Raw genomic sequence first — 26,555 nt, 5'->3', positions numbered from 1 at the left:
GGAGCACAAAATGGAAAAACAAGACTCACTCGATTTATTCGCGGAGCAGGGGAAGTTCGTCAAAGGGCGGCCGATTGTGACGATTTTTCACAATGAACAAAATTTATACACCGTTTTAAGAATTCGCGTAGATGAAACAAACGATCAATATGAGGATAAAGAAGCGGTGATTACCGGCTATTTTCCAAAGATTCATGAACAGGAAACCTATATTTTCTTTGGGGAATTTAAGGAACATCCAAAGTTTGGGTGCAATTTCACACCAATCATTTCCGCAAAGATATGCCCCAGACTAAACAAGGAGTCATCGCCTATTTATCAGGGGAAATGTTTAAAGGAATTGGGAAGAAAACGGCTGAGAATATCGTTGAAACATTGGGAGAAGACGCTATTTCCAAGATTCTCAATCAGCCCTCCTTGCTTGATTCTATTCCCAAGCTCCCTCCTGAAAAGGCAAAAATGCTCTATGACACTCTGATGGAGCATCAAGGACTCGAGCAGGTAATGGTTGCCTTAAATCAATACGGCTTTGGACCACAGATCTCGATGCGGATTTACCAAGCATATAAAGAGGAAACACTTACAACCATTCAAAAAAATCCATATAAACTGGTTGAAGATATCGAGGGTATTGGTTTTGGCCGTGCGGATGAGCTTGGCCACCAGCTGGGAATCACCGGAAGCCATCCCGACCGAATCAAAGCTGCCTGTCTTTATACCCTTGAAAGTGAAAGCATGCAAACGGGACATGTTTACATGCATGCTCAGGATTTACTCGAACAAGTGAAAGCACTTCTTGAGGATAACAAAAGGGATCAAATTGAATACATAAATATCTCAAATGAGGTTGTTAAACTCGAAGAGGAAGGAAAATTAATGGTGGAGGAGAAACGCATTTATCTCCCATCATTATTTTTCGCGGAAAAAGGCCTTGTAACGAGCATTAATCGGATATTACAGCAAACAGAATTTAAGGATCAGTTCCCTGAATCAGAGTTTCTTCTGGCACTAGGGGGCTTAGAGGAACGTCTTGGCGTGCAATATGCACCAACACAAAAAGAAGCGATTCAAACAGCGCTGATGTCACCGATGCTGATGTTAACAGGCGGACCTGGTACTGGGAAAACGACCGTGATTAAGGGAATCGTAGAACTATACGGAGAACTGCATGGCTGTTCTTTAGAACTGAAGGATTACCATAAGAAGGATGAGCCTTTTCCGTTTTTACTGGCAGCACCGACTGGGCGAGCCGCCAAACGAATGACCGAATCGACAGGATTACCTGCCGTCACGATTCACCGGCTGCTTGGTTTTAACGGATCAGAAGGCTTTGATCGTGATGATGCCAGCCCACTTGAAGGAAAAATCTTAATCGTGGATGAAACTTCGATGCTAGACATTTGGCTTGCCAATCAATTATTTAAGGCACTTCCAGAACATATTCAAGTCATCATGGTAGGCGACGAAGATCAGCTGCCATCAGTCGGACCGGGGCAGGTATTGAAAGATCTGCTGCAATCAGAGCGGATTCCGACTGTCCGTCTTACCGATATTTACCGGCAGGCAGAAGGATCATCAATCATTGAACTGGCACATGATATTAAAAAGGGCTATCTGCCTGCAAATATTACCGCCAAACAGGCGGATCGTTCTTTTATCAAATGTTCCACGGCACAGGTGGCCCAAGTAGTTGAAAAAGTAGCGCTTAATGCTAAAAATAAAGGGTATTCCGCAAAAGATATACAGGTGCTGGCGCCGATGTACAGAGGGCCAGCAGGAATTGACCGCTTAAATGTGCTGCTCCAGGAAATTTTCAACCCAAACCCTGATGGGAAACGGAAGGAAATTACCTTTGGTGAGGCAAAATATCGGATCGGTGATAAGGTGCTACAGCTTGTGAATCAGCCGGAAAGCAATGTTTTTAACGGAGATATAGGAGAAATAATTTCGATTATTTATGCGAAAGAAAACACAGAGAAACAGGATATGATTTACATTTCCTTTGAAGGGAACGAGGTTGAATATACAAAGCAGGACTTGAATCAGATCACCCATGCTTACTGCTGTTCGGTCCATAAATCACAGGGCAGTGAATTTCCGATTGTTATTCTCCCCATTACACGGAGCTATTATCGGATGCTGCGAAGAAATCTAATTTACACAGCCATTACCAGAAGTAAACAATCGTTGATTCTATGCGGTGAAGAGGATGCCCTTCGAATGGGAGTTGAAAGAGCAGATGAGCTCTCGAGGCAAACGACGCTCTGCCAAAAACTTAAGGAATCGATTGCCGTAAAAGGGGACGATTCCCAAGAGGAGCAAACTGACATTGAAATGTCCTATGAGGAAGAATTAATGCATGTAAATCCAATGGTTGGGATGGAAAACGTTTCTCCTTATGATTTTATGATAAATGACTGAAACTATAAATGTTCACGGGAGGTGGGACACTCTTTGCGGACATTTTCTTTATTGAAAGGGCAGCCAGTATTTGAAACGAAAAGCGGAACAAAAATAGGTGAAATTAGTGACCTATGTATTTCAAGCACCGGAAAAGTCAAAGGCCTATTGGTTAAAAAAGGCGTGTTCTTCAAACAATCCTTTTTTCTGGACATTCAAGAAGTGGCCTCATTTGGCTGGGATGGGGTTATGATTGAGGACACTGGGCTATTACAAAAGTTAAAAGAGAGTCCGGAATATACGTTAACACACCAGCATTCACTAGACGGAATGATGATGCTCTCAAAGAGCGGGGAGTCACTCGGGTTGTTAACAGATGTATATTTTCAAGAAGAAGTGGGCACAATCGTAGGGTACGAAATCACGGATGGCTTCTTTTCGGATATCACGAAAGGCAAACAAGTCATTCAATCCGGGAAGCCCATAGCGATCGGAAAGGATGCCATTATCGTAGATGTTAATAATACGTGAGGTGTCTTTTCATGTTTAAGTGTCCCAATTGTCAAAGTAAAGATATTGGCAAAATTGGTATCAACCAATATTATTGCTGGAACTGTTTTATTGAGCTTTCGGTGTCCTCGGGAATCATCAACACCCATCAAGTTGAAGAAGACGGATCACTTAGTTCCTTGGATGATTTGTTTGAAGAAGAAGAACGTCGGTACACTCTTTAAATTTTAAAAAAGAGGTGAGACGCATGGGTAAAATGATGACAACGATGATTGCTTTTGGTGCGGGAATGGCAGCCTATAATATCGCTCAGCGAAATAATATGATGTCTGCCCGCAATATGAAAAGAATGCAAAAGAAAGTAAAACGAGCGATTTTTTAATGGTAGTCCCCCTCGGGCATGAGGGGGATTTTTATTTGCATATTTTCCCCAATTGTCTCCAAAACTAACCAAAAGGAGGCATGAAAAGTGGATATTCGGATGAAATGGTATTACCGCATCGGTTTTTTGCTCCTTTTGTTAATTGTCATTTTTGTTTTTCTAAAAATTAGTTTCGTGTGGATGCCGGTTGTCAGAATGGCTGCCATCATCATTATTCCCTTTATTATTGGCGGGTTTATTACCTATTTACTACACCCTATCGTCGAAAGATTACATGAAAAAGGTCTACATCGCGGGTTTGCAATTATTTTAATTTATTTTATTTTTTTTGGCGGAATCGGCGCGGGATTGTATAAAGGGATACCGGCAATCATTGATCAATTAAAAGACTTGTCCGAGAGTGCGCCTGTCTTTGCGGAACAATACCGCGATTGGATTAACCAGCTCCAAGCACATACAAGGGCATGGCCGGATGGACTGCAAGCCCGCATGAATGACGGCATCGATACCTTCGAGAGAAAGATGGACTCATTACTAACGGTTATCGTCAATATGTTATTGAACCTGTTGAATTCAGCATTATTGATGTTGCTTATTCCTTTCATTGCTTTTTATATGTTAAAGGATTTTGGCTTAATTAAACGGGCAGTTTGGTATATGACCCCTAAAAAGTGGCGCAGGAAGGGGACATTATTTCTAAAAGATGTCGATAAATCCCTTGGCAGTTATATTCGGGGGCAGCTCCTTGTTTGTGTCATAATCGGCAGTATTTCTGCCCTGTTATTTTGGGTCTTTCATTTAAAATACCCCTTATTATTAGGGCTGATTATTGGTGCGACCAACGTAATCCCTTATTTTGGACCGATTATTGGGGCTGTGCCGGCAGTCATAATCGCCGCGACAACATCGGTGAAATTAGTGATAATTACGTTAGTCATTGTGTTTGGGCTGCAATTTCTTGAAGGAAATATCTTATCCCCCTATATTGTGGGCAAGAGTTTGCATATGCACCCGCTAGTCATTATGGCCGCATTAACGGCAGGCGGAGAAATTGGCGGTGTTCTAGGTCTTATATTGGCGGTACCGATCATGGCTGTGCTAAAAGTGGGGATCATTCACGCAAAAAATCATTTAATGAAGGAATCAAATTGACAAACGTTTTTCGGGTGGCTATAATTCGTCATATAGAATATTTGTTGAAAAATGTAGAAGGACCCAAGTATGTTATAGTCCATCTGTAACGTGTAAAAGCGTAGAAGAGAGGAGCTTCCACGGCTGAAAGGAGCTCTAGGTGAAGGATAACAGAAAGCTAATCCGGAGTGCAGCTAATCACTGCCGTCAGTGCCGCGTTAAGGCACTTTTGAGAGATGGATACAGCTTATTGTATTCGTAATCAGGGTGGTACCGCGAGATCAAGCTCTCGTCCCTGCTATGGGATGAGGGCTTTTTTGTATGCTTTTTTATTATAAAAAGGAGGCTTAATTCTATGAAAAATTTAACTGGATCACAAATCCGCTCGATGTTTTTACAGTTTTTTAACGAAGAAAAAGGACACGCTATTGAACCAAGTGCATCTCTTGTTCCGCATGATGATCCTTCATTGTTGTGGATCAACAGTGGTGTGGCAACCTTAAAGAAATATTTTGATGGGCGGGTAGTCCCTGAAAATCCACGTATCACAAATGCCCAAAAATCTATTAGAACGAATGATATTGAGAATGTCGGAAAAACCGCACGTCACCATACGTTCTTTGAAATGCTTGGTAACTTTTCTATCGGTGAATATTTCAAACAGGAAGCAATTGAATGGGCATGGGAATTTTTAACCGATGAAAAATGGATTGGCTGGAATCCAGAGTTATTATCTGTGACAGTTCACCCAGAGGATCATGAAGCATACGAAATTTGGAATAAAACAATTGGCATACCAGAAGAACGCATTATTCGCCTTGAAGGGAACTTCTGGGATATTGGTGAAGGACCAAGCGGCCCGAATACCGAAATTTTCTATGATCGCGGTCAGGAGTATGGAGATGACCCAAGCGACCCAGAACTATACCCAGGCGGTGAAAACGAGCGTTATCTTGAAGTATGGAACCTAGTTTTTTCACAATTTAATCATAACCCTGATGGTACCTACACACCGCTGCCAAAGAAAAATATTGATACCGGCATGGGACTTGAGCGGATGGCATCTGTTGTTCAAAATGTTCCTACCAATTTCGATACAGATTTATTTATTCCAATCATTCGGGCAGTCGAGGAAATATCCGGTGAAAAATATGGCGTTGATAAAGAACGCGATGTCGCATTCAAAGTCATCGCTGACCATATTCGTACGGTGGCATTTGCAGTTGGCGATGGTGCATTGCCGTCCAATGAAGGCCGCGGCTATGTGCTGCGTCGTTTGCTGCGCCGGGCTGTCCGCTACGCGAAACAAATCAATATCAACCGTCCATTTATGTATGAACTCGTTCCTGTCGTCGGTGAAATCATGGATGATTTCTATCCAGAGGTAAAGGACAAGACCGAATTCATTCAAAAGGTCATTAAAAATGAAGAGGAGCGTTTCCACGAAACCCTTCATGAAGGCTTAGCGATTTTAGCAAGCGTCATTAAAAAGGAAAAAGAAAAAGGCAGCGGTACGATTACAGGTGCTGATGTGTTCCGTCTTTATGACACATACGGATTCCCTGTAGAACTGACTGAAGAATATGCCGAAGAGGAAGGCATGAAGGTTGATCATCAAGGCTTCGAGGTTGAAATGGAGCAGCAGCGTGACCGTGCAAGAAAGGCCCGTCAAGATGTCGATTCCATGCAGGTGCAAGGCGGAGTACTTCGCGATGTTACTGTCCAAAGTAAATTCGCTGGCTACGATACTCTAGAGACTAGCGGAGCTGTTGCAGCAATCATTAAGAATGGCGAACTTGTAGAGGAAGCATTAGGCGGTGAAGAAGTCCAGCTCATTCTCGATGTGACACCGTTTTATGCAGAAAGCGGCGGACAAATTGCAGACCGTGGCATAATTGAGGGAGAGGGTGTCAGCGTTGCCGTTAAGGATGTTCAAAAAGCGCCGAATGGTCAAAACCTCCATCAAGTAGTAGTAAAAAGCGGTACATTAAAAACGAACCAGCCGGTAACAGCAAAGGTGGACGCCGAGAACCGCGTCAAGACTATCAAAAACCATACAGCAACACATTTGCTTCATCAAGCCCTTAAGGACGTGCTTGGCGAGCACGTAAACCAAGCTGGTTCTCTTGTCGAGCCTGACCGTCTTCGTTTTGACTTTTCGCATTTTGGTCAAATTCAGCCGGAAGAATTGGAACAGATTGAAAAAATCGTGAATGAAAAGATTTGGCGGAATATCGAAGTCGACATCAGCCTAAAACCAATTGCAGAGGCAAAAGCAATGGGGGCAATGGCCCTTTTTGGAGAAAAATATGGTGATATCGTCCGTGTTGTTAGGGTTGGTGATTACAGCCTAGAGCTTTGCGGAGGCTGTCATGTTCCTAATACATCTGTTATTGGCTTGTTTAAAATTGTTTCGGAAGGCGGAATTGGTGCCGGAACAAGAAGAATTGAGGCTGTAACAGGTGAATCAGCTTATAAATCATTAAATGACCAAGTTGGTTTGTTAAAGGATGCAGCTGAGAAGCTTAAAACAAATCCGAAAGATATTGTGAACCGAATTGAAAGTTTAATGATCGAAATGAAACAGCTGCAGCGGGAAAACGAATCGCTTGCCACAAAGCTTGGAAATATTGAAGCGGGCAGCCTTGTATCTAAAGCGAAAGAAGTTGACGGTGTAACGGTCTTAGCAGCAAAGGTTCAGGCTGCTGATATGAATAACTTGAGAAATATGGCAGATGACCTGAAGCAAAAGCTTGGTTCTGTTGTCATTGTTCTCGGCAGTGCGCATGAAGGAAAGGTAAATCTAATTGCCGCTGTAACAAAGGATTTAATCGACAAAGGCTACCATGCCGGGAAACTTATAAAAGAAGTCGCTACACGCTGCGGCGGAGGAGGCGGCGGCCGTCCAGATATGGCCCAGGCGGGAGGAAAAGATCCTGCAAAATTGGATTCCGCACTCCAATTCGTAGACGAATGGGTAAAATCCATTTGATAATGGGACAGATTAGTGTAAAATGTAGGTAATTAATACAATTCTCTCCTCTGTTAGAAAGGCGAGGTGCATGAAGTGAGTTCATTTGACAAAACGATGCGATTTAATTTTCCCGAAGAGCCATTTGAACATGATGTGAAGGATGTGTTATTTCAAGTCTATGAGGCTTTGCAGGAAAAGGGGTATAATCCTATCAATCAAATTGTCGGATACCTATTATCGGGCGATCCTGCCTATATTCCACGGCATCGCGATGCCCGCAACATCATTCGCAAGTTAGAACGGGACGAAATTATTGAGGAATTGGTCAAATCCTATCTAAAACAACAACGAGAGGGTTAAGTAATGCGTGCAATGGGTTTAGATGTTGGCTCTAAAACCGTCGGTATTGCCCTAAGCGATGAGCTGGGATGGACGGCACAGGGCCTTAAAACCCTCAAAATCAATGAAGAAAAGCAGGAGTTTGGTTTTGAGGAGATTGGTCAAATAATTAGTGAGTATCAAGTCGATACGGTCGTTATTGGATTTCCAAAAAATATGAACGGGACGGTGGGTCCGCGCGGAGAAGCCAGTCAGCAATTTGCTGCTGAAATCGAGAACCGGTTTGCTGTACCTACTGTTTTATGGGACGAGCGGCTGACAACAATGGCTGCTGAACGAGTATTGCTTGAAGCCGATGTCAGTCGGAAAAAACGAAAGAAGGTCATCGATAAAATGGCAGCAGTGATGATTCTTCAAGGCTATCTTGATAGTAAAAATTAATGAGGTGAAGATATGACACACGAACATAACCATGAGGATCGCTATATCACACTAGTAGATGAAAATGGCGATGAACAATTATTTGAAATACTTTTTACGTTTGATTCAGACGAATTTGAAAAGTCCTATGTGTTCTTTTATCCGGTTGGTGCGGATGAGGATGAAGAGGAAGAAATTGATATTCTCACATATGCATACATTCCAACTGAAGACGGCGGTTTCGGAGAATTAATGGAAATCGAAACGGACGAAGAGTGGGATATGGTAGAAGAGGTATTTAATACTTTTAACGAGGAACAAGAGGAACATTAAGTAAGCAAATCGGTTGCGTATGCAACCGGTTTTTTTAATATAAAAATATGACAAATTCATTGATAAATTGACATTTTTCGAAGTATATGCTGAAATTATTACGATATCTTTTTTTATATTTACATAAAATTAGGGCGAATTTTATTGTTCCATTGGTCATGGGAAGGGGGAAAAAGATGACAACAGACGAAAAGGGCTCAAAGAAAGAGGTTATTCGAAAAAAAATGCTTGAGCAGCACCATGAAGCAAAAATTGTTCGTAAGATTGTTTTAATTATCTCAATCTTAATGGTATTATTCATAGTCATAATTGGCGGCGGAGGATATCTCTACATACAATCAGCACTTAAACCTGTTGACGCTAACAGTAAGAAACAGAAAACAGTCGAAATCCCGTTAGGGTCATCTGTCACAGGGATTGCAGAAAAATTAGTAGCAAACGGCATTATAAAAAATGCTAAAGTATTCAAGTATTATGTAAAGCTAAAAAATGAAGGCGGCTTTATGGCCGGAGATTATCAGCTTAGCCCTTCGATGGATGTTCCTGAAATCGTCAGCCGCTTGAAAACGGGTAAAGTACTAGCGAAGGCAAGCTTTAAAATTACGATTCCAGAGGGAAAGCAGCTGAAGGAAATTGCGGCTATTATGGCAAAAGCAACAAGCCAAAAAGAAGATGACGTTTTTAATAAATTAAATGATAAAGAATTTATTAGTACACTAATGGCCAAATACCCTGATATATTAACTGATGAAATTCTTCATTCAACGGTAAAATTTCCACTTGAAGGCTACTTATATCCAGCGACCTATCCATTTTATAAGCCAAATCCAACTGTTGATGAAATGGTCACGGCAATGCTTGATAAAACAAGATCAGTGGTTGCGGATTATGCGGCGGAAAGTAATGAAAAAAAGCTTTCCGTTCATCAATTGCTCACGATGGCGTCTTTAATCGAGGAGGAGGCTACGGGGAAAGCCGACCGGAAAACAATCGCAAGTGTTTTCTATAACCGAATGAAAATAGGCATGCCGCTACAAACCGATCCAACTGTTTTATATGCGCAAGGAAAACATAAAGAGAAAGTTTTATATGATGATTTGGAAGTGAACTCACCTTATAATACGTATAAAAATACGGGTCTGCCGCCGGGTCCGATTGCCAATGCCGGAAAAGTTTCTATTGAAGCGGCACTGGAACCGGCGGAAACGGATTACTATTATTTCCTGGCAACGGCAGAGGGTGCAGTTATCTTTACAAAAACATTAGAAGAACATAATCAGGAAAAAGCAAAACATATTACCAATAAAAAATAATGGATTTTATGGGGGAAAGGTTAGCATTCCCCCTGGTTTTATGTTAAAATAATTCAGGTGTTTTAATATGTATTTCATAGCGTACCTCACAGTAAGGTGATTTGCGGCAGGATCTGCCTAAAATAGCGTATCGGAACCCAAAACTTCCTTACGCTAACTGCAACATTTTCTGTGAACGCTATTTTTTCATGTCTAAAGAGCATATTTTTGGTAAAAATGCTTCTATGAATTGAGGTGACGGCAGCTTGTTAAATGAGAAGCTGCATTTTTATATTGAAGGTCTAATTCCGGCTCGCATTCCCCTGCTTTCCGAGATGGAGAGCTATGCAAAGGAGCATAATGTTCCGATTATGGAACTTGCCGGTATTGAAACCATGCTGCAATTACTGCGAATCCATCAATCCGAAAGAATTCTTGAGGTTGGCACCGCGATTGGCTATTCGGCGTTACGAATGGCAGAGGCATTGCCTAATGCTGAAATCGTTACGATTGAACGGGACGAAGAAAGAATACAAGTTGCAAAAGCATTTATCGGTCGATCACCTAAAGGTAAGCAAATTACGATCATTGAAGGCGATGCTCTTGAGGTTGAAAATTTTGTTCAAGGGCGGGCACCATTCGATGCTATTTTTATTGATGCTGCTAAAGGCCAATACAAAAAGTTCTTTGAGATGTATGAAAAATATCTTCGAGACGATGGCATGATTATTACTGATAATGTGCTGTTTAAAGGACTTGTAGCTGAAGATGTAATTGAATCCAAAAGAATCAGAAACCTTGTGAAAAAAATAGATGAATTTAATCATTGGTTACTAAATCATCCGGAATATGACTCCGTGATCCTGCCTGTGGGGGACGGGGTTGCAATCAGCAAAAGGAGAGGTGAGAGGAAATGAAAAAAACAGAATTGCTAGTCACTCCATTGACGGTAAACGATATTTTGCCACTTGCAGAAGCAGGAGCCGATGCCTTTGTTGTCGGGGAGCAGCGCTTTGGCTTACGATTAGCAGGGGAGTTTAATCGTGAAGATGTTCAAAAGGCCATTGAACTTGCGCACGGTATGGGGAAAAAAGTTTATGTAGCGGTGAATGCTATTTTTCACAATGAAAAAATAGACGAGCTTTCAGAATATGTCCACTTTATCGCTGAGGCAAAAGCGGACGCGATTATTTTTGGTGACCCGGCGGTGTTAATGATTGCTAAAGAAGTTGCCCCGGAATTGAAGCTTCATTGGAATACAGAGACAACAGGAACGAACTGGTTTACTTGTAATTATTGGGGTGAAAAAGGCGCGAAACGGGCTGTCTTAGCACGAGAAATCAACATGGATGCCATTGTTGAAATTAAAGAAAATGCTGAAGTGGAAATTGAAGTACAGGTTCATGGAATGAGCTGTATGTTCCAATCAAAACGGACCCTTCTTGGGAATTATTATGAGTATCAAGGAAAGGTTATGGAAGTCGAAAACCGTAAAGCAGAAAAAAATATGTTCTTGCACGATAAAGAACGCGAAAATAAGTATCCGATTTTTGAAGATGCGAATGGAACGCATATTATGAGCCCAAATGATATTTGCATCATTGATGAGCTTCAAGAGATGTTAGAGGCCGGTGTCGATTCCTTTAAGATAGATGGGATTTTAAAGGGACCTGAATATATTTTGGCTGTGACAAAACTTTATCGTGAAGCCATTGATTTATATTTTGAGGATCCGGATGCGTATGAGGATAAAAAGGACGAGCTGCTTGAGGCAATGGAGGAAATCCAGCCAGCAAATCGGTCTTTAGATACAGGGTTTTATTTTAAGGAAACAGTTTATTAAAAGGAGGAGTTCAAACGTGTATACAGTTAATGATAAAATTTCTGAAATCATTGATGGAAAACGTGTCATTATGAAGAAGCCGGAACTCCTTGCGCCGGCAGGCAATCTTGAGAAGCTAAAAATTGCCGTTCATTATGGAGCAGACGCCGTCTTTATCGGGGGCCAAGAATATGGTCTTCGTTCAAACGCGGATAACTTTACCTTTGAAGAAATGAAAGAAGGAGTCGAGTTCGCTAAGAAATACGGAGCGAAGATTTATGTGACAACTAACATTTTTGCTCATAATGAAAATATAGCCGGCTTGGAAGAGTATATTCTTGGCTTAAAAGAGACTGGAATAGCAGGAATTATTGTTGCGGATCCGCTCATTATTGAAACATGCCGCCGGCTTGCTCCTGAGATAGAAATCCACATTAGTACACAGCAATCACTTTCTAACTGGAAAGCAGCCCAGTTTTGGAAAGAGGCCGGGGCAGAGCGTGTTGTATTAGCGCGTGAGGTTAGTGCGGAAGAAATCAGAGAAATGAAAGAAAAGGTCGATGTTGAGATTGAGACCTTTATTCATGGGGCGATGTGCATTGCCTACTCCGGGCGCTGTACATTGAGCAACCATATGACAGCACGGGATTCCAACCGCGGCGGCTGCTGCCAGTCATGCCGCTGGGATTATGATCTTTACCAGCTTGAGGACAGCGATCAGGAAGTAGCTCTTTTTGAGGAAGGAGACGACCCATTCGCAATGAGTCCGAAGGATCTTAACCTCATTCAGGCGATCCCACAGATGATCGAGCTTGGAATTGACAGCTTGAAAATTGAAGGCCGGATGAAATCAATTCATTACATTGCAACCGTGGTAAGTATTTACCGAAAAGTGATTGATGCTTATTGTGCCGATCCTGAGAATTTTGTTATTAAGCGCGAGTGGTTAGAGGAACTTGATAAATGCGCTAACCGGGAAACGGCACCTGCATTTTTTGAAGGAATTCCAGGGTATAAAGAGCAAATGTTTGGTAATCATAGCAAGAAGACAAAGTTTGAATTTGTCGGCCTGGTGCTTGACTATAATAAGGAAACGCAAATCGTTACATTGCAGCAGCGTAACCATTTTAAACCAGGGGAAGAAGTCGAATTCTTTGGTCCGGAAATTCAAAACTTTACACACGTGATTGATAAAATTTGGGATGAAAAAGGGAATGAATTGGACGCAGCTAGACACCCACTTCAAATTGTGCAATTTAAATTGGACAAACCGGTATACCCTAACAACATGATGCGAAAGGAGAACTAGCATGACAGCGAAACCTGTTGTTATTGGTGTAACCGGCGGCTCGGGCTCCGGAAAAACCAGTGTGACGAAGGCAATTTATGAAAGTTTGAAAGATCACTCCATTTTGGTGCTTGAACAGGATTATTATTATAAAGACCAAAGCAATCTGCCTTTTGAAGAACGATTAAAAACAAATTATGACCACCCGCTTGCATTTGATAATGATTTGCTCATTGAACATATCGAGAAGCTGTTGCGTTATGAGGCAATTGAAAAACCTGTTTATGATTATGCCATCCATACACGTTCAGAAAAGGTTATTCCCGTAGAACCGAAGGATGTTATCATTTTAGAGGGGATTTTGGTGCTCGAGGATGAACGTCTCCGCAATTTAATGGACATTAAATTGTACGTTGACACGGATGCTGACTTAAGAATCATCCGTCGGCTGACACGCGATATTAAAGATCGCGGGCGGACTTTTGACTCTGTTACCGCACAATACTTAAATGTGGTTCGTCCAATGCATAATCAGTTTATTGAACCAACTAAGCGCTATGCAGACGTGATTATCCCTGAGGGCGGGCAAAACCATGTTGCCATAGATATAATGGTCACAAAAATTCAAACAATTCTTGAACAAAAGTCATTTTTATGACACAATAGCAAAAGAAAAGATAAAATAAATATTTAACCTGCGCGCCCTATATAAGGACGCGCTCCTATGTATTTGCATAGGCAAACAAACTACATACAGTATATACACAATTCGAATGGGGTATTGTGAAGACTAGAAGGAGTGAGGGTTTTGGCTGCAGAGAAAGTATTCCCAATGACACAAGCAGGTAAAGACAAACTTGAACAAGAACTGGAATATTTAAAATCAGTAAAACGTAAAGAGGTAGTAGAAAGAATTAAAATTGCCAGAAGTTTCGGAGACTTATCAGAAAACTCTGAATACGATTCCGCGAAAGAAGAGCAAGCGTTTGTTGAGGGACGAATTACAACATTAGAGAATATGATTCGCAATGCCAAAATTATCGCTGAAAGCGAAATGGCCGGCGATTCTGTTTCATTAGGCAGCACGGTAACATTTGTTGAGCTTCCTGATGGAGAAGAAGAAACTTACTCAATTGTTGGAAGTGCCGAGGCAGATCCGTTTGAAGGAAAAATTTCAAACGACTCGCCAATTGCTAAAAGCCTTTTAGGTAAAAAGGTGGGCGACCAAGTCTCCGTTCAAACTCCAGGCGGTGAAATGAGCGTCCGGATTGTCAGCATAAATTAGTCGGTTTTATAACTATTCATTTGAATATGGTTTGAAATTCAAAATCCTCGTCAAAACTTTTGACGAGGTGTTTTTATGTGGAGAAGACGGGCACTTGGATGGCTTTTTATTTGTATAACCGGTTTGGTACTGCTTTTAGTACGGCTAATGCAAATTCAATTAATGGAGACAAAAACTTTCTCAAAGCATAATGTTAATTTACTTGAAGAAAGTGTGAAGCAAAGAACGCAGGAATTGGTAATTGATAATGGCAGAGGTAACTTTTTAGATCGAAATGGGACCATGCTGACACATAAAAAGGTTTCGGTCCTTGTCCTCTTTCCCTTTTTAAAAAAGCTGGATTGGGAGGCGGAGAAGGTTTCAGAGATTTCCGGAATTCCGGTTCAAGTGCTGAAAAATGCTGTAGAAGGGGCAAAAAAACCGTTTGCTTATGGAGACCCTCAGCCTTTTGAATTGACTGTGTCGCAAATGGAAAAAATCAATGCTTTAAAAATACCTGGAGTGTTTGCCATTGAAAAGAAGTTTGAACGTTCAAGTATTCCTGCGGAACAGTTAATTGGCTTGACTGGGGAAAATCCAAAGGAATTAAAAAAACGGTATCCTGACAAAGAATTGTCAGAGAAAACCTTGCTAGGTGTCTCTGGCCTTGAGGAAAGCTTTGATGAATTTTTGCTTCCTGAAGGGAAATCAAAGCTTGTCTACCATGTGGACGGGACAGGCGGCCCATTATTCGGAATCAACGTTAAATATGTTGATCCGGCAAATCCCTTTTATCCTGTAAATATCCGGACAACCCTTGATAAAAGTATCCAGCAAAAAGCGGAGAACCTTGTTGACCGTTATCAAGTAAAAAAGGGAGGTCTGGTTCTCATTGATATTGAAAATAATTCCGTGCTGGCGATGGTTTCGCGGCCAACAATTAATAAAAAGGATCCATACGGCAGCGGAGGAATTACAAATATGATGTTGAAGCAGCAAATTGCCGGGTCAGTTTTTAAAACGGTTGTTGCCGCTGCAGCAATAGATCAAAATCTAGATAACCCAACGCGTCTATTTGACTGCAGTAAAAAAATTAACGGAAAACCAGAACTAAAATACAACTATGGGATGTTGGATTTTACAAATAGTTTTGCTCGAAGCTGTAACCGAACGTTTGGCGAGCTGGCAAGGGAATTACAAAAAACGAATCCACACATATTAGAAGAGTATGCGGGCAAATTGTCGCTGATCGGTGCGACAGGCTGGCAAGGAGACATTTACCATACAAGTAACTTCAAACAATTTACAAATGAAGATCAGGGCAGAATCTTTTTGTCTGATGAAGCTAGAAAGGATGCTAATTTTGCTGCCATGTCTGGAATTGGCCAGCATGAAGTCCGCGTCACTCCTTTAGCTGCCGCCAATATGATGGCTACAATCGCCAGAGGAGGTAAAAAAGAGGCGGTAAGGGCCGTTTCAAAGATCGAATATAAAAATGGTACGACGATGGTTGATTTTCCTGAAGAAAGCTTAAAGGGGGACACCATTTCTCCCTATACGGCAATGAAACTGCAAAAATTGCTTCGGGAAGTGGTGCTAAACCCGAGTGGCACCGGAAGATGGTTTAAAGATCTCCCCTTTGAGGTGGCCAGGAAAATCAGGTACTGCTGAAACTGGGAAATTTGACGATGGCAGGCAGTTGCATAATAAATGGTTTGCCGGATATTTTCCCTATCAAAAACCTAAATACGCCTTGGTGACCGTGAATTTAGATGTATTGGATTCGGAGGGCGGAGTGAACTTGTTATTTGCTGATATGGTTAAGATGCTGTATGAAAGAGATTCTAAGCAAGAGTGATGAAATGGTTTTTCCTTCAAGTTCTTATGAAATCATGTTAGAATATTGAGAGCCTTATTTTACGGAGGGATAAACTTGAGTAATGATTTTAAGTCTAATTCGCGTTCAGGTTATCGCGCGAAAAGGAAAAAAACGAATCTCGTCTTAAATAGTTTAATTGTCATTGTGCTGCTATTAATTATTTTTGTTGCATACAATATTTTCGCATCAGGAAATGACAAAGCCGCACCAAAGAAGGAAAGTCCAAAAACAGAACAAACGAAAACAGTAGATAAAGAACAGAAGGACACGGCAGGTACAGAGCAAAAGGAAAAACAAGAGCAAAAAGCCGCAAAGAATGACAGTTCTTCCGACAAAGATGTGGAAGACAAACAAGAAAGTGAGGAAACCGCTGCACCTGAAGAGGCGGATGATTCACAGGCAGTGGTTTCTGAGGATGGCAAAACCATCGAGAATCCGTCTTGGAAACCCGTTGGCACAGTCCAAACTGGAGAACACACACCTGTATATAGCGGAGTAGATTGGGATGAAATGCTTACTGCCATCTCATATGCTACCGGGATAGATCAAGGTAATATGACTGTCTATTGGCTTGGCAGGGATCAATCTAAGACGAATGCCTCCGTAGGCACTGTCGCTGCAAAAGACACAAAGGAAAAATTTCAAGTTTTTATCGAGTGGGTGGACGGGCAAGGCTGGAAACCGACCAAAGTCATCAAGCAATAAGAGAATAAGGATGGGCCAACATAATGGCGCCATCCTTATTTCTTTTAAAATGAACTACGGCTGAGAAATATGTATGTCCATTTTCGTTAACATGCATTTGGTGGGAAACAGAGATGACAAGTAAAATAGCTCTATTCTCATCAATTTGTGATTCAATTTTTTTTTGCAGTGTTTTAAGGTTTTCGGCCTCGAAAAATTCAACTTTATCCTCGATTAAATCAAATTGAAAATTCATTTGGATCAATCCCTTCTATACGATTATTTTAGTTATTACTTTCCATATTGGCAATGTATTTGAAGAAAAGTATAAAGTTTGATAACATGATATCAGTTTAATTCATAGTATATTTATAGGAATTATGTATTATTTTCAGAAACACTTTTATAGGCGAAAAAAGCTTGCGTCTTCCAATAGCAAGCTGCTTTTAAAAAATGGTAGAATAATGTTTGCGGATACGATGCAAGAAACCGCAGAAGATAATAATATGTTAGTGGAGAACATTAAGAAAGAGGTTACGTAATGAAAATTGCAATTATCGGAGCAATGGAAGAAGAAGTTACCCTACTACGAGACAATATTGAAGAGCAAACACAAGAAACAGTCGCTGGCTGTGAATTTACATTTGGAAAAATGCACGGTGCAGATGTGATCCTGCTACGGTCCGGGATTGGCAAGGTTAACGCTGCTATGTCAACCACCATCCTGCTTGAGAAATATAAACCGGATTACATTATCAATACTGGTTCAGCTGGAGGCTTTAATCCTGCGCTGAATGTAGGTGATGCCGTTATTTCAACTGAAGTCCGCCATCACGATGTAGATGTGACAGCCTTTGGCTATGAATACGGTCAGGTACCGCAGCTTCCGGCTGCATTTACTGCTGATGAAAAATTAATGTCTGTGGCAGAAGCTGCTGCGAAGGAACTCGAGAATTTCCAAATTGTGAAGGGCTTGATTGTGACGGGCGATTCTTTTATGGAAGACCCGATTCGCGTCGATTTTGTTCGTTCGAAATTTGAGGAGTTACAAGCGGTAGAAATGGAGGCAGCAGCAATCGCACAAGTGGCCCACCGCTTTGAGGTTCCTTTTGTGATTATCCGCTCCCTCTCTGACATTGCCGGGAAAGAATCCGAAATCTCGTTTGATCAATTTATTGATAAGGCAGCGACGAATTCCGCTACATTGGTGATGAAAATGGTGGCTGCGCTTTAAATAGCACATAGGGGTGGAGAGATGCAAGTCTACAAAAATGTACATGAATTAATTGGGCATACACCAGTTGTTGAAATTACACAGTTTTCATTGCCTGAAGATGTTCGCATTTTTGCAAAGCTAGAATTCATGAACCCAGGGGGAAGTGTCAAAGACCGGCTTGGAATTGAGCTGTTACATGAGGCATTTTCAAGCGGAAAACTTCGCCCAGGTGGAACAATCATTGAACCGACTGCCGGAAATACCGGAATAGGTTTAGCACTTGCAGCAATCAATAAAGGGGTACAGGTCATTTTTTGTGTACCTGAAAAATTTAGTATGGAAAAGCAGGCAATCATGAAGGCGCTTGGGGCAAGAATCGTCCATACACCGGCGGAACAAGGGATTAAGGGCGCGATTGCTAAAGCAGAGGAGCTGATTCAAGAAATTCCCGGCTCCTATTGTCCGCAGCAATTTGCTAATCCAGCCAATCCGGCTACGTATTATAAAACATTAGGTCCGGAGCTTTGGAAACAACTCGATGGGGATATTGATGTGTTTGTTGCGGGAGCTGGTTCAGGCGGTACCTTCATGGGAACAGCCCGTTATTTGAAAGAACAAAATCAACAGATTAAAACCGTCATTGTTGAACCCGAAGGATCCATATTAAATGGCGGCGCATCTGGCCCCCATAAAACGGAGGGAATAGGCATGGAATTTTTGCCTTCATTTATGGAGCCGGGCTATTTTGACGCTATTCATACGATTGCGGATGATGATGCCTTTCACTTTGTTAAAGAGTTGGCTGCTAAAGAAGGGCTCCTTGTTGGCAGCTCATCTGGCGCCGCCTTATCTGCTGCACTAAAAGAAGCTAAGGCCGCAAAGGGCGGTACCAATATCGCCGTCGTTTTCCCAGACGGCAGTGAACGCTATTTAAGCAAGAAGATCTTTGAGGGGGGATTGTAAAATGAGAAGAAAGACCAAATTGATTCATGGCGGAATTAGTGAGGACCCGGCTACAGGTGCTGTTTCTTTCCCGATATATCAAGTTAGCACCTACAAACAAGCGGGTGTCGGCGGCCATAAGGGATTCGAATATTCCCGCACCGGAAATCCGACCAGACATGCGCTTGAAGAGTTGATTAAAGATATTGAGGGCGGCAAAGCCGGTTTTGCGTTTGGCTCAGGGATGGCGGCAATCACTGCAGTTATTATGCTGTTTAACAGCGGCGATCATGTCATTTTAACAGATGATGTGTATGGCGGCACGTTCCGTGTGATGACAAAGGTATTGAATCGTTTCGGGATTGATTCAACATTCGTTGATACAAGCCATTTAGAGAATATCAAAAGTGAAATCAGACCAAATACCCGGGCTGTATATTTAGAGACACCCACAAATCCGCTATTAAAGGTGACCGATATCGAAGCTGCCGCAAAGCTTGCAACAGAACATGGACTGTTAACGATTGTTGATAATACGTTCTCGACGCCTTATTGGCAAAATCCAATTGAGCTTGGTGCTGATATTGTCCTCCATAGTGCTACAAAATATATAGGAGGCCATAGCGATGTTGTGGCTGGCTTAGTGGTTGTAAACAGCGATCAACTGGCAGAAGACCTCCACTTTGTACAAAACTCTACAGGCGGAGTTCTGGGGCCACAGGATTCATGGCTGTTAATCAGGGGAATCAAAACCTTAGGTATTCGTATGGAAGAGACGGAAGCGAATACGAAGGCGATTGTTGCATTTTTACAAGGGCACTCTAAGGTTAAAAAAGTATTTTACCCTGGCTTGGAATCACACCCCAATCATGAGATTGCTAAGAAACAGACAAGAGGCTTTGGCGGAATGGTATCATTTGATGTAGGCAGTGCTGAACATGCAGACCACTTACTAAGCAAGGTCAAATATTTTACATTGGCAGAAAGTCTTGGAGCTGTAGAAAGCCTGATCTCCGTTCCCGCAAGAATGACTCATGCCTCAATTCCAGCTGACCGACGAGCAGAACTGGGTATCACTGAAGGATTAGTCCGCATCTCCGTCGGCCTCGAAGATATCGAGGATCTCATTGAGGATCTCACACAGGCATTAGAATAAGAAAGAGGGGTTTGATCTGTTGATCAGACCTCTTTTTGTGTGGTTTCGCACATTGTGTTTTTCTATAATTTACATCCTCTTTTTCCTGATATTCTGTGATAAAGTAGGTTAGTAGATTTTAAGAAAAGCAGGTGGTAAACAGTGAAACATGAAATGAAGAATCTTTATGAAAAAATGATGGATTTTAAACGGTTTGGAACTGTCTTATTGGCTTGCGGCATATTTTTCTATCTAGGTGTGATTATTCCATCAGATGCGAAAAGCGAAATGGATATAAATGTGATGATTCTTTCCTCTTTGTCCTTTTTAGCAGTATCTATTCTTATGTTTATTCAATCAAAACAATGTCAGATCAAGCTGTCTGAAATGGCTGACAATGATGATACATTCTTGAAAAAATAAGCGATTCCTAACCATTTGGGACGTTTATTTTTTTTACCTTCAGCCGGGCTTTCTCATTAATTTTAAATAAATTAAGAAAAAAGGTTTACAAAGTGATGTTCCGTGGATATAATTACCGTAGTAAGTAAAAAATTCCAAAGGAGGTCGAAGAAAATGATGTTATTGGCAATCAACACTGGAGCTGTAGTTGGCACGAAAACTGTATATTTGAATATCACGCATTCGACCAGACAGGAATGGATTGCTTAACGTACTGTTACAATACATATCCATGCCGCAGGGAGAATGACGCCTTGCGGTATTTTTGTGTCTAAAAAATGCCAGCCGCAGGGACCCTATTCTTCTGCGGCCTTTTTGTGCCCTTTTTTCTCGCAAAATGGATATGTTTTGCATATTTTGAAGATGTTGCTGAATTTAAAAAAGAAAAAGACTTTAAAGGAGGTGGTATGTATGACCCTCAATATTTTATTTTTCTCGATTACGATTAAAAAACGAACCATGAGCCTTCAACAGGCGGCAAACCAGGAAATGGTTGAAAAGCTTTATGAGCAAAACAAAGACCGGCAAATTTCTATGCATCATTTCATGTAATAACAAATAAAAAAAGGAAGTGAATCCAATGACCTTAAATATCTTATTTTTCTCGATTACATTTAAAAAACGAGAAGTGAGTCTTGAAGAAGCGGTTCACCAGGAAATGGTTGAAAAACTATATGATCAAACAAAAGACCGTCAAATCTCCATGCATCATTTCATGTGAAAATCCTTTAAAAAAAGGAAGTGAATCAAAATGACGCTAAATATTTTCTTTTTAACGATTACCATTCATAAACGAAAAATGAGCCTGGAAGAGGCTGCACATCAAGAAATGGTTGAAAAGCTTTATGAAAAGAACAAGGATCGTCAAGCATCCATGTACCGGATTATGTAAGCAGTAAAAAATTCATGAGAAGAAAGGTGGTTTTTGAGATGATGTTTTTTCTAATGCAGGGACGAGGGGCTAGTTTATGGGATATGAAGGATACCACCTAGCCGAACCTAAAATAGGAGGTAGCAAGTATGCCGTTACATTTATTATTATTATCGTTAATTTTTACACCAAAGAAAAAAAATCGTAGTTAATCCTATAGAAGCTTTGTTAACAAAATGTTCATTTTTCCCTCAGATAGATACTGTGAAAACATGATAAATTTAAGTAAGAAATACATGATCTATCTAAGGGGTGGAGAATATGTTCATGGTTGTGATGGCGTTAATTATTACAGGAGCAATCGGCTGCGTAATCTCAGCGGAAATAAGTGTCGAATAAAAAGAAGGAGCACCGGGGATAGCCACCGATGCTCTTTTCGTTATAAAACCTATTTATTCGCAGTAAGCTCCAGGAACTCGTCAATATCATCGAGACAGATGTGAACAGCTTTTTCCCAAAAGTCTTTTTGCGTCAGATCTACCTGTAAATGTTTCTGCGCAAGCTCTTCTACCGTCATAGAGGCAGTGTCTCGTAATAAGGCAATATACTTTTCTTCATATCCCTTCCCTTCCTCAAGCGCCTCAGCATAAATACCGAGAGAGAACAGGTAGCCAAAGGTATAAGGGAAGTTATAGAATGGAACTCCCGTTATAAAGAAATGCAGCTTGGAAGCCCAGAATAATGGATGATATTCTTCTAAAGCACCACAGTATGCTTCCTTTTGTGCCTCTAGCATCAATTCATTCAATTTTTCTACCGATACTGTTCCGTGTTTTCTTTCCTGATAAAAACGGGTTTCAAACAAGAAACGGGCATGAATATTCATAAGCAGGGCAACGGTTCTTTGAATTTTATCATCGAGAAGAACAAGTTTTTCTTCTTCATCCTTTGCGCTTTTGACTGAAGCATCTGCCACAATCATTTCTGCAAAAGTGGAAGCCGTTTCAGCTACATTCATTGCATAATTGCAATTAAGAAATGGGATATCCCTCATTACATAAGAATGAAACGCATGCCCAAGTTCATGTGCAAGTGTTGAAACATTTGACGGTGTCCCGGAATACGTCATGAAGATGCGGGATTGTTCACTTTCAGGGAACCCGGTACAGAAACCTCCTGGAGCTTTTCCCGGGCGGTCTTCTGCTTCAATCCATTGTTCCTCAAAGGCATTTTTCGCAAATGAAGCCATTTTTTCACCAAACAAAGCAAAATTTCGTTCAATAAATTCGGCTCCTTCTTGATAAGAAACTTTTGTTTCTGATTTCCCGTATGGTGCCTCTAAGTCAAACCAGCTTATCTTTTCAAGTCCCAAGAGCTTTGCTTTCCGCTCTAAATATTGAACAAGCTTCTGTTTATTTTCCGAAATAACTGCCCACATCGTATCCAATGTTTCCTTTTTCATTCGATTGATGCTGAGCGGTTCTTTTAAGACATCTTCCCAGCCTCTTTTTTTATAGACATTCAAACGGAAACCGGATAAATGGTTTAACGTTTTCGCAAGGAAATCTGCCTGCTCTTCCCAAGACTTTTCCCAATTTTTGAAGACGCTTGAGCGCATTTCGCGGTCAGGGCTTGAAAATTTGTTGAAGGCCTGGCCGATAGAAAGGAGTTTCTCTTCTCCGTTTTCGGTAAATGATACTTTGATTTTGCTGACAATTAAATCATACAGCTGGCCCCAGCTGTGATAGCCATCCACTTCAAGGGAACTAATCAGGGCCTCCTCTTCCTTAGACAGCTTCTCTTTCGCTTTTTCGCGGCTTTCCGTTAACACGAAGGCAAGTTCGTTTAATGGTTCAGCAGCTACTAACTGCTGCCATACCACATCGTTAATCGAGGTCAGCAGGTTGTCTAACGATCCAAGTGCAGACTGGAAAATGGCATTTAAGCTTGTTATTTTCGCGTCTAGCATATATGCTTTTTTATCTTCAGTCTTTTGTGCTAGTAAACAGCCGGCAAAGGCTCCAGCTTGAATTAATTTTTTTGCGGATTTTTCCAAATCGGCAAGTAATTCTTGCAAATACTTGCCGTCCTCCAGAGAATTAATTGGTGTCCAGTTATTCACTTTTGCTTCGAAATGTTTGATCAATTCTTCGGTTTGAACAAGGTGTTCCTGTAATTCTGCGGATTCACTTCCACCTTTAAAAAATACATCAAGATTCCAGACTTCTGAATATGTAGTTGCTGTCATTCTTGGACCTCCTTTATATATGTACCTATTTATTATATGTCTACTTTTCGAAAAATTCTATATTTTGTACCTGCTACAAGAAAAATGGCTTATGCATTCATCGCATAAGCCGTAATCTGCTTTAATAAAAACAGGTATACCACCACCAGGCTCCGAAAATAAATAACAGAATAAAGAGAACAATGATCACTGCAATCCATATACCGGCACCAAAGCCATATGGAGCACGATTAACAGGATAGGGAGCCGGGTAACCGTAAGCAGCAGGATATCCAAAAGGCATCATGTTTCCCCCCTTTAATGTTTTATATTAGCGTATGAGCCCTTATTATTTACGGTATAGGCAAATGTGCATGTCAATAAAGCATTTAAAAAATATTATTACAATCAATTATTTGACAATCTTATTAGGACTACGGTATAAGTGGATGGATATCTCATAGTTTACTATGAAGTTTTTCGGGAGGAAAAAAATGAAGGTTCAAATAAAAGTGTTTCTTGCTCTCCTCATAGGCATATTCCTTGCTGTTGGCTGCACAAACAAGAGTGAAACCGCAGAAAAGTCGAATCAAGAAAAGAAGGCAGAAATAAAAGAAAAATTTGATATTGTCAAGGCGAACACATTTAAGCTGAAAAATATCAGGGGGATCGGCTATCCAGGGAATGACACTGCCCTATATGTAGCGGCAAATGATGGTTTAAAAATGTACAAGGATGGGGCATGGTATGAAACAACCGCAAGTCAACATGACTATATCGGTTTTCAGGCGGTTGAATCGGGCTTCGTTGCCAGTGGTCATCCGCAAAAAGGAACAAACTTGAAGGATCCTCTTGGATTAGTACACAGTTCTGATAAAGGGGAGACACTAAAAAAATTAGCCTTTTATGGTAAAGCTAATTTTCATTTTACGGCAGCGGGCTATTCGGGGAATGGTATTTATGTGATAAGTGAGCAGCCGAACGATGACTTAGGTTTAGGTGTGAATTATTCTATTGATAACGGTGAAACTTGGAAAAGAAGTGCCTTGAAGGATTTCCAAGCCGATTCGTTTGGAATGATGGCTGTTCACCCGGATAATGGAAATACCATTGCGATGGCAACAAGATCGGGAATTTATTATTCAATAGACAATGGGAATACCATGAAGCTGGTTACGGGTCCATTTATGGTAACGGCACTGGCGTTCTACGGGGACTCAATTTTATTTTCAAGTGTAGAAAATGATAAAATTTTATTAAAAATAGTAAATCCAATCTCTGGGGAACAAACAGATATGACCATTCCCTTTCTTGATTACGATAATCCTATTACTTATGTAACAGTGAATCCAAAGAGTAAAAACCAAATAGCCTTCACAACCTATAAAAATGATTTGTTTGAATCCGTTGATGGCGGGGGAAAATGGAGTAATCTACTTAAAGAAGGTAAGTAACAACGTACAAAAGAGCAGGTGATGGTACCTGCTCTTTTGTATGTGGGTTAACTCTTCTTTTTCTTTTCTTTTTCTGCCCGGTAAAATTCATGGAACATTTTCATCAGTGCGCGTTTTTCAATCCGCGAGACATAACTTCTAGAAATACCCAACTCCTTTGCAATCTCCCGCTGGGTTTTTTCCTTTTGTAAATCGAGGCCAAATCGGCCAATGATGACTTCTTTTTCCCGATCATCGAGCACTTCGATATATTTTTTTATTTTTTCAAGCTCCATGTTTAGTTGGATCGTATCAATTACATCTTCTGATTCGGATTTCAGTACATCAATTAATGAAATTTCGTTCCCCTCTTTATCCTGCCCAATCGGGTCATGCAGGGAAACATCCTTTTTCGTCTTCTTGAGTGCCCGCAAATGCATCAGGATTTCGTTTTCAATACAGCGGGCAGCATAGGTAGCAAGCTTTGTTCCTTTCCCCTCTGAGTAGCTCTCGATTGCTTTTATTAACCCAATTGTTCCAATTGAGATTAAATCTTCCGAATCTTCCCCGGTATTTTCAAATTTTTTTACGATATGCGCAACAAGCCTTAAATTGTGTTCAATTAACATATTACGCGCATGCGAATCCCCTTCTGCCATTAACCGTAAATACTTTCTTTCATCTGCAGCAGATAGGGGCTGCGGAAAGGCATTATTTTTTACATAAGAAACAAGAAATAAAAATTCCTTCATTAAATAACCGAGAGCTGTTAAGATTCCAGACATCCACATCCACCCCCGTACTCTTTTTAGGCAAAATGCCTATTAATAATTCCTATGAGGAAATCGGGAAATTGTGTCTGTCCTGAAAATTTATTTGCTTAAAAAATGAAAAAATGACCTTACCAAGCAAGACGCTAAAGCAGGTCATTTCTGTGTTTATTTATACTTTTCTAAGTGTAAATGAACTAACCATTAGGAAGGATAAAATAATAATGATGAATAAGAACGTTTGGGATGGAAGATAGGGAATGGCTAAAAAGCTTAAGGTTGCCAAGCAGCCTGCTGCAGTAATAGGCAGCCCGGTAAAATATCCAGTGCTTTCCGTAATATTGAAACGCGCTAATCTAAATGCACCGCAACCGATGTAGAATACTGTAAAAAATGAACCAGGTCCGCCAAATTCATGTAAAATTCCTTGGTATAGTAATAGTGCAGGTGCCACTCCAAATGATATAATATCACTCATGGAATCTAATTGTTTCCCAAGCTCTGATTCAATATTAAATTTTCGGGCAATCATACCATCAAATCGATCTGCCAATGCTGCGATAAAAATAAGCAGGAGGCTTAACCTTAGATTTCCATGCAGTCCGAATACAATTGCAAATCCGCCCAATGATAAATTCGTTAAGGTCATCACATTTGCTGTTTGAGATTTTAATTTTTTTATAGTCTGATCCAATACATCCAATAAAAACATTCTCCACACCACTCCTTTCTCGAGGACGAAGGAAAACAAATACTGTTATACTATATTATTTAATTCTAA

At 40.9% G+C, this 26,555-nt stretch carries 28 protein-coding genes and 2 pseudogenes; 25 read left to right on the top strand and 5 right to left on the bottom strand.

Annotated features, from left to right (window positions below; genetic code table 11):
• Positions 1 to 10 precede the first annotated feature (10 nt).
• From ACO1D1_RS18385 to ACO1D1_RS18305, 17 genes and pseudogenes are all read left to right on the top strand, one after another.
• A pseudogene (locus ACO1D1_RS18385) lies at positions 11 to 2,421 on the top strand (ATP-dependent RecD-like DNA helicase).
• 33 nt (positions 2,422 to 2,454) lie between these two features.
• A complete protein-coding gene (locus ACO1D1_RS18380) occupies positions 2,455 to 2,931 on the top strand; it encodes a PRC-barrel domain-containing protein (protein ID WP_149871090.1) in 477 nt (158 codons plus the stop codon).
• Between the two features lie 11 nt (positions 2,932 to 2,942).
• Positions 2,943 to 3,134 carry a hypothetical protein gene (locus tag ACO1D1_RS18375; protein WP_149871089.1) on the top strand — a complete coding sequence of 64 codons (192 nt, stop codon included), beginning with the start codon at positions 2,943 to 2,945 and terminating at the stop codon, positions 3,132 to 3,134.
• Positions 3,135 to 3,157: 23 nt separating this feature from the next.
• Entirely contained in the window at positions 3,158 to 3,292 is a 135-nt protein-coding gene (locus tag ACO1D1_RS18370) for a YrzQ family protein (RefSeq protein ID WP_149871088.1), read from the top strand.
• Between the two features lie 87 nt (positions 3,293 to 3,379).
• Positions 3,380 to 4,444: an AI-2E family transporter gene (locus ACO1D1_RS18365; protein ID WP_149871087.1), complete on the top strand. Its 1,065-nt coding sequence runs from the start codon at positions 3,380 to 3,382 to the stop codon at positions 4,442 to 4,444.
• A 334-nt stretch (positions 4,445 to 4,778) separates the two neighbouring features.
• Positions 4,779 to 7,415 (top strand): alanine--tRNA ligase, encoded by a 2,637-nt coding sequence (alaS, locus tag ACO1D1_RS18360; RefSeq protein WP_149871086.1) that lies wholly within the window; start codon positions 4,779 to 4,781, stop codon positions 7,413 to 7,415.
• A gap of 75 nt (positions 7,416 to 7,490) precedes the next feature.
• Complete coding sequence (locus ACO1D1_RS18355) at positions 7,491 to 7,757, top strand: IreB family regulatory phosphoprotein (RefSeq protein ID WP_149871085.1); 267 nt, start codon at positions 7,491 to 7,493, stop codon at positions 7,755 to 7,757.
• 3 nt (positions 7,758 to 7,760) lie between these two features.
• Positions 7,761 to 8,177 carry a Holliday junction resolvase RuvX gene (ruvX, locus tag ACO1D1_RS18350; protein WP_149871084.1) on the top strand — a complete coding sequence of 139 codons (417 nt, stop codon included), beginning with the start codon at positions 7,761 to 7,763 and terminating at the stop codon, positions 8,175 to 8,177.
• A gap of 12 nt (positions 8,178 to 8,189) precedes the next feature.
• Positions 8,190 to 8,489 (top strand): DUF1292 domain-containing protein, encoded by a 300-nt coding sequence (locus tag ACO1D1_RS18345; RefSeq protein WP_149871083.1) that lies wholly within the window; start codon positions 8,190 to 8,192, stop codon positions 8,487 to 8,489.
• Positions 8,490 to 8,665: 176 nt separating this feature from the next.
• Positions 8,666 to 9,802 carry an endolytic transglycosylase MltG gene (mltG, locus tag ACO1D1_RS18340; RefSeq protein ID WP_149871082.1) on the top strand — a complete coding sequence of 379 codons (1,137 nt, stop codon included), beginning with the start codon at positions 8,666 to 8,668 and terminating at the stop codon, positions 9,800 to 9,802.
• 245 nt (positions 9,803 to 10,047) lie between these two features.
• Positions 10,048 to 10,698 carry an O-methyltransferase gene (locus tag ACO1D1_RS18335; RefSeq protein ID WP_149871081.1) on the top strand — a complete coding sequence of 217 codons (651 nt, stop codon included), beginning with the start codon at positions 10,048 to 10,050 and terminating at the stop codon, positions 10,696 to 10,698.
• Positions 10,695 to 11,624 carry a peptidase U32 family protein gene (locus tag ACO1D1_RS18330; RefSeq protein WP_149871080.1) on the top strand — a complete coding sequence of 310 codons (930 nt, stop codon included), beginning with the start codon at positions 10,695 to 10,697 and terminating at the stop codon, positions 11,622 to 11,624. Before ACO1D1_RS18335 ends, ACO1D1_RS18330 begins: the two co-directional genes overlap by 4 nt.
• Positions 11,625 to 11,694: 70 nt before the next feature.
• Positions 11,695 to 12,912 (top strand): peptidase U32 family protein, encoded by a 1,218-nt coding sequence (locus ACO1D1_RS18325; protein WP_423336814.1) that lies wholly within the window; start codon positions 11,695 to 11,697, stop codon positions 12,910 to 12,912.
• A gap of 1 nt (position 12,913) precedes the next feature.
• Positions 12,914 to 13,549: a uridine kinase gene (udk, locus tag ACO1D1_RS18320; RefSeq protein WP_149871078.1), complete on the top strand. Its 636-nt coding sequence runs from the start codon at positions 12,914 to 12,916 to the stop codon at positions 13,547 to 13,549.
• A gap of 150 nt (positions 13,550 to 13,699) precedes the next feature.
• Positions 13,700 to 14,176: a transcription elongation factor GreA gene (gene greA / locus ACO1D1_RS18315; protein ID WP_149871077.1), complete on the top strand. Its 477-nt coding sequence runs from the start codon at positions 13,700 to 13,702 to the stop codon at positions 14,174 to 14,176.
• A gap of 75 nt (positions 14,177 to 14,251) precedes the next feature.
• A pseudogene (locus ACO1D1_RS18310) lies at positions 14,252 to 16,013 on the top strand (peptidoglycan D,D-transpeptidase FtsI family protein).
• A gap of 75 nt (positions 16,014 to 16,088) precedes the next feature.
• The gene (locus ACO1D1_RS18305) at positions 16,089 to 16,739 is read left to right on the top strand and encodes a YrrS family protein (RefSeq protein WP_423336648.1); all 651 of its coding nucleotides are present in this window, start codon (positions 16,089 to 16,091) and stop codon (positions 16,737 to 16,739) included.
• Here the strand turns inward: ACO1D1_RS18305 and ACO1D1_RS18300 are convergent.
• Positions 16,729 to 16,974: a DUF2536 family protein gene (locus tag ACO1D1_RS18300; RefSeq protein ID WP_423336647.1), complete on the bottom strand. Its 246-nt coding sequence runs from the start codon at positions 16,972 to 16,974 to the stop codon at positions 16,729 to 16,731. The two genes, ACO1D1_RS18305 and ACO1D1_RS18300, sit on opposite strands and share 11 nt — an antisense overlap.
• 285 nt (positions 16,975 to 17,259) lie before the next feature.
• Between ACO1D1_RS18300 and mtnN the strand changes: the two genes are divergently transcribed.
• The 7 genes from mtnN to ACO1D1_RS18265 all read left to right on the top strand — a co-directional run bounded on the left by mtnN (position 17,260) and on the right by ACO1D1_RS18265 (position 21,365).
• Entirely contained in the window at positions 17,260 to 17,952 is a 693-nt protein-coding gene (mtnN, locus tag ACO1D1_RS18295; protein WP_149871073.1) for a 5'-methylthioadenosine/S-adenosylhomocysteine nucleosidase, read from the top strand.
• A gap of 21 nt (positions 17,953 to 17,973) precedes the next feature.
• A complete protein-coding gene (locus tag ACO1D1_RS18290; RefSeq protein WP_149871072.1) occupies positions 17,974 to 18,897 on the top strand; it encodes a PLP-dependent cysteine synthase family protein in 924 nt (307 codons plus the stop codon).
• 1 nt (position 18,898) lies between these two features.
• Positions 18,899 to 20,032 (top strand): bifunctional cystathionine gamma-lyase/homocysteine desulfhydrase, encoded by a 1,134-nt coding sequence (locus ACO1D1_RS18285; RefSeq protein ID WP_423336646.1) that lies wholly within the window; start codon positions 18,899 to 18,901, stop codon positions 20,030 to 20,032.
• Between the two features lie 141 nt (positions 20,033 to 20,173).
• Positions 20,174 to 20,434, top strand: coding sequence for a YrhC family protein (locus ACO1D1_RS18280; RefSeq protein WP_149871070.1), 261 nt, complete (start codon positions 20,174 to 20,176; stop codon positions 20,432 to 20,434).
• A gap of 450 nt (positions 20,435 to 20,884) precedes the next feature.
• Positions 20,885 to 21,025, top strand: a complete 141-nt coding sequence (locus ACO1D1_RS18275) for a YrzI family small protein (protein ID WP_149871069.1) — start codon at positions 20,885 to 20,887, stop codon at positions 21,023 to 21,025.
• Between the two features lie 28 nt (positions 21,026 to 21,053).
• Positions 21,054 to 21,194, top strand: coding sequence for a YrzI family small protein (locus ACO1D1_RS18270; RefSeq protein WP_149871068.1), 141 nt, complete (start codon positions 21,054 to 21,056; stop codon positions 21,192 to 21,194).
• A 30-nt stretch (positions 21,195 to 21,224) separates the two neighbouring features.
• Positions 21,225 to 21,365 carry a YrzI family small protein gene (locus tag ACO1D1_RS18265; RefSeq protein ID WP_149871067.1) on the top strand — a complete coding sequence of 47 codons (141 nt, stop codon included), beginning with the start codon at positions 21,225 to 21,227 and terminating at the stop codon, positions 21,363 to 21,365.
• A 427-nt stretch (positions 21,366 to 21,792) separates the two neighbouring features.
• Here ACO1D1_RS18265 and ACO1D1_RS18260 read toward each other — a convergent pair whose 3' ends face one another.
• Positions 21,793 to 23,592: a M3 family oligoendopeptidase gene (locus ACO1D1_RS18260; RefSeq protein WP_423336645.1), complete on the bottom strand. Its 1,800-nt coding sequence runs from the start codon at positions 23,590 to 23,592 to the stop codon at positions 21,793 to 21,795.
• Between the two features lie 121 nt (positions 23,593 to 23,713).
• Positions 23,714 to 23,878: a hypothetical protein gene (locus ACO1D1_RS18255; RefSeq protein WP_190284960.1), complete on the bottom strand. Its 165-nt coding sequence runs from the start codon at positions 23,876 to 23,878 to the stop codon at positions 23,714 to 23,716.
• A gap of 187 nt (positions 23,879 to 24,065) precedes the next feature.
• On the opposite strand from ACO1D1_RS18255, the gene ACO1D1_RS18250 reads away from it, so the two are divergent.
• Complete coding sequence (locus tag ACO1D1_RS18250; protein ID WP_149871065.1) at positions 24,066 to 25,025, top strand: F510_1955 family glycosylhydrolase; 960 nt, start codon at positions 24,066 to 24,068, stop codon at positions 25,023 to 25,025.
• A 47-nt stretch (positions 25,026 to 25,072) separates the two neighbouring features.
• Here ACO1D1_RS18250 and sigK read toward each other — a convergent pair whose 3' ends face one another.
• Positions 25,073 to 25,789: an RNA polymerase sporulation sigma factor SigK gene (sigK, locus tag ACO1D1_RS18245; protein WP_149871064.1), complete on the bottom strand. Its 717-nt coding sequence runs from the start codon at positions 25,787 to 25,789 to the stop codon at positions 25,073 to 25,075.
• 157 nt (positions 25,790 to 25,946) lie between these two features.
• Positions 25,947 to 26,486, bottom strand: a complete 540-nt coding sequence (gene pssA, locus ACO1D1_RS18240) for a CDP-diacylglycerol--serine O-phosphatidyltransferase (RefSeq protein ID WP_149871063.1) — start codon at positions 26,484 to 26,486, stop codon at positions 25,947 to 25,949.
• Positions 26,487 to 26,555 lie beyond the last annotated feature (69 nt).

The organism is Neobacillus sp. 19 (genome assembly GCF_049463095.1).
Taxonomy (GTDB): domain Bacteria; phylum Bacillota; class Bacilli; order Bacillales; family Cytobacillaceae; genus Neobacillus.
The sequence above is the reverse complement of the archived record's forward strand: the minus strand, read 5'-3'. Positions and strand labels throughout refer to the sequence as shown.